Source organism: Mesorhizobium sp. ArgA1, from assembly GCF_053714375.1.
The window spans coordinates 1-3,542 of record NZ_JBSKBQ010000068.1; the positions used below are offsets into that span (position 1 = coordinate 1).

The 3,542-nt window shown below is 59.5% G+C and carries 3 protein-coding genes and 1 pseudogene; 3 read left to right on the forward strand and 1 reads right to left on the reverse strand.

Annotated elements, in window-relative coordinates:
- Window positions 1-84: 84 nt before the first annotated feature.
- Window positions 85-543, forward strand: a pseudogene (locus ACWGTI_RS32175) (transposase); the annotation flags it as partial.
- Window positions 544-628: 85 nt separating this feature from the next.
- Window positions 629-1,504 (forward strand): hypothetical protein, encoded by an 876-nt coding sequence (locus tag ACWGTI_RS32180; RefSeq protein WP_454590620.1) that lies wholly within the window; start codon window positions 629-631, stop codon window positions 1,502-1,504.
- A 13-nt stretch (window positions 1,505-1,517) separates the two neighbouring features.
- Here ACWGTI_RS32180 and ACWGTI_RS32185 read toward each other — a convergent pair whose 3' ends face one another.
- Window positions 1,518-1,703, reverse strand: a complete 186-nt coding sequence (locus ACWGTI_RS32185; protein ID WP_454590621.1) for a hypothetical protein — start codon at window positions 1,701-1,703, stop codon at window positions 1,518-1,520.
- Between the two features lie 350 nt (window positions 1,704-2,053).
- Between ACWGTI_RS32185 and ectB the strand changes: the two genes are divergently transcribed.
- Window positions 2,054-3,328, forward strand: a complete 1,275-nt coding sequence (gene ectB / locus ACWGTI_RS32190; protein WP_454590622.1) for a diaminobutyrate--2-oxoglutarate transaminase — start codon at window positions 2,054-2,056, stop codon at window positions 3,326-3,328.
- Window positions 3,329-3,542 lie beyond the last annotated feature (214 nt).

Consider the following 3,542-nt stretch of genomic DNA (forward strand, 5'->3'; position numbering starts at 1 on the left):
GGAGCGGTGTGAATCGAGAGGTTCACGCACCGTTCTGCGAGAGGCCGGCAGGTGAAATTCCTCCGGCCTACTCACCCCGGCCTCTCCACAAAGATGGCCCGCCTGCGTGGAAGAGCGCCGCGCGGCGAGCGCTGCCGGGCCGGTGTGCCGCATGGCCACTGGAAGACCACGACCTTCACCGGAGCGCTGCGGCTGACGGGCATGGCAGCGCCCTTCGTCTACGACGGCGCTATGAACGGCAACGTATTCGTGGCCTATGTCGAGCAGGTGCTGGTCCCGACATTGTCGGAGGGCGACGTAGTCGTCATGGACAACCTGCCCGCCCACAAGGCCGCCGGCGTGCGCGACGCGATTGAGGCCGCAGGGGCAAGCCTGCTCTACCTGCCGCCCTACAGTCCCGACTCCAAGCTCAAGGCGTTGTTGCGAGCAAAGGCCGAGAGAACCATCAAGGCATTGTGGGACGCCGTCGGTCAGCTTCTCGACCTCTTCACGCCAGCCGAATGCGCAAACTACTTTAAGGCCGCAGGATATGAACCGGATTAAACAGGACGTGCTCTAAGTTGGAGGAACAGTCCCTTGGTGCTGGCGGAGGTGCCGTAGCGGGGATAGTTGGAAAGCAGGCGGGAGCATGAGGGCGGGCGCAGTTTCGGCCGCCGCGCTGCATGTGGCGGCTGCACCGCCGGGGGCAACGCTTGCCATTCATTGCGAAGAGGAGGAGTACGCAGCCTTTCTTGATCGCCTGCCGATCGGGCGCGCATTCCGCAAGCACCGCCTCCAGTACCGGCACCGTTTCGTGACGCGCTGGGCCCGCCTCGAGGACTGGCTTGCCGCGCCGATGGACGAGCGGGTTGGTCGCTTGTCCGGTGAGCGCCGGACGCATCTGAGCCACCGCGTCTCCTACCAGGCGCGCAGCTACCTCTATTATCTTGCGTTGACCGACAGGCTGCGGCTCGATCTCGACTGGATGCTGGCGGTCGGCGACCTTCACGTCCTCGACGTGGCGCGCGGCCTCGGCATCGACCTCGGCATCGAGGAGATGACGAACGCGCTCACCCGTCTCGGCTTTAACGCTTCGGCATCGCGTCTTTCCATGCTGTGGACGTTGCCGCGGATCGCACTGCGCTTCGGCGTCCGCACTCCGGCAGGCCTCGACGCCGGTCATGTCGACGACATGCTCGCCGCCATCCGTCGTTTCGGCGAGCGCGCGGATGTCGGCATGTTCTGGGGGTCGGCCGAGCGCTACCGCGTCTCGCCAGCCAAGGCCTGGATCACGGGTCACCCAGCTCCGTGTTACGCTTTACCATCGCGGACAGGTCGCGGCACTGCCGCCGAAGGCAATGCCGCCCTACGCCTACCGACTCGCCGTCCAGCCGGAGATGCGCGCCGTGGTCGAGCGCTGGCTTGCGGTTCGTCGCCTGACGCTGCGCCCCCCCGATTTCCCCAACAATCAAAGTTCATGGTTCGTTCACAAATGTCGGACAGATTCACCACTTTCGTGTCGTGACGCCAGAAGGACGTCACAGCGTGCGACTCAACAACGCCATCGGCGCGATGTAGCGGTCAAACCGTTCATTATGGGTTCTTTCCGCGAGCATCTCGAAAAGCGCCGGCAGGAAGGCCCCGCGCAACGGGTGGCATCGAGGCTGTTCGGGCGCCCGTAGCGCATGCTGAGCTCGGGCGCGGGCGGCCAATTCTTCCTGCATCGGTTAATCATGGCGGACACGGGGATCCGCTGTAGTCGCGAAGGACTCGTACCCAGCACTCCGATAAAGGCGGCCATCGACACTATTGTCGGCTTTGTTAAGTCCGCCACAGGTGGTGGCGTTCGCCGGCACTACTGTCCTGCCGTTATCCCTCTGAATTTTCCCTAGGAAGTTGTCTTAGCGGTCCACTATGCCGTTGGCACAAATTTTGAAGCTTGCTCCGCAGCGGGTAGCAAGAAGTGCCCCGGTATCGGTTTCGGAGCAAGGCTTGTGGATAGTGATTAACAATATTCGCCTAGATAACCGGAAGGCCGTTGCGAGTATCCTATCATTTGATTGGGGGACAGTTCATGCTTAACGAGTGTCGGCCCAACTCGCTATCGGCCTTCGAACAAATGGAATCGAACGTGAGGTCATATTCGCGTTCCTTTCCCGTTGTGTTCAGAAAGGCCGCAGGAGCCATTCTCGAGGATGAGAATGGATCCGAGTTTATCGACTTTCTGTCGGGTGCGGGCGTCCTTAATTATGGGCATAGTGATCCCGATCTGCTAAACGCGGCAATAGCATACCTGAGATCGAACGGAATCGTTCATGGATTGGACATGGCCACATCAGCCAAAAGACAATTCATGGAGTGTTTTGACGAGGTGGTATTGCGCCCTCGTGGCCTGACATACAAATTCCAATTTCCTGGGCCCACTGGAGCCAATGCCGTAGAAGCCGCTCTGAAACTCGCTCGTAAGGTCACTGGGCGACACAGTATAATTTCATTCACAAACGGCTTTCACGGCGTGAGCTTGGGCGCGCTCTCGATAACGGGTAATCGATACTACAGAGAGGCCGCAGGCCTTCCTTCAGCCGGCGCAGTGTTTATGCCCTATGACGGATACTGGGGGGCCGACAATGACAGCTCGGGATATCTGGAAAAGATGCTCGCTGATGCAAGCAGTGGCGTTGATCTGCCCGCAGCGATCATTCTGGAAACCGTTCAGGGCGAAGGGGGCATCAACCCTGCGAGCAAAGAGTGGATGCAGTCGATCGAGCGGATTTGCAGAAAGGACGACATCGTCCTGATTGTTGATGATATTCAGGCAGGCTGCGGCCGAACGGGCAGTTTCTTCAGCTTCGAGTTCGCGGAGATATCACCAGATATAGTGGTTTTGTCGAAGTCCCTTAGCGGCTGCGGATTGCCGCTGTCGCTTTTGTTGCTCAAACCCGAACTGGACGTGTGGCGGCCGGGCGAACACAACGGGACTTTTCGAGGCAACAACTTGGCGCTCGTGACCGCGACTGCCGCCTTGCGAAAATATTGGACGAATGAAATCCTGTGTGAACGCGTTGCCGAAAACGGGCGCGTCCTGAACGAGCACCTTCGGCAGCTCGCTCAAAGCAGTCGAGATCATAGCCTTTCGGCGCGCGGAAGGGGCATGATGCTAGGGCTCGATTGCGGCACGGGTAACTTGGCCGAAAAAATCGCCCGCAAGGCCTTCGAGAATGGGCTTGTAGTAGAGCGATGCGGCGCCGAGAACCAGGTCATCAAGTTTCTTCCTCCTTTGACGATAGATGAGCCCACGCTTCAACGCGGTCTCGACATTCTGGACAAGTCGGTCAGGGCAAGCGCCTAAGCGGATCGGAGATTTGTCCGCATGCGGGCGCTGAGTCTGGATGATCGCCCACCCAATTCGGTTAGATACATCGAGGAAGATTTCCGGCGCTGGGACCTATTCGACAAGACGTCACGTATCCGCCTCGCACAGCCATGACCCGACTTAAACACCGCCTGTAAGAATAAGTTATTAAGTCAGCATGTTAGGCGCGCGCCGGCGCGTGTTACCACTA

Excerpts from the sequence above, each read along its gene's own strand:
- ACWGTI_RS32180 (WP_454590620.1), top strand. The coding sequence starts at position 629 with ATGAGGGCGGGCGCAGTTTCGGCCGCCGCGCTGCATGTGGCGGCTGCA.
- ACWGTI_RS32185 (WP_454590621.1), bottom strand. The coding sequence starts at position 1,703 with ATGCAGGAAGAATTGGCCGCCCGCGCCCGAGCTCAGCATGCGCTACGG.
- ectB (WP_454590622.1), top strand. The coding sequence starts at position 2,054 with ATGCTTAACGAGTGTCGGCCCAACTCGCTATCGGCCTTCGAACAAATG.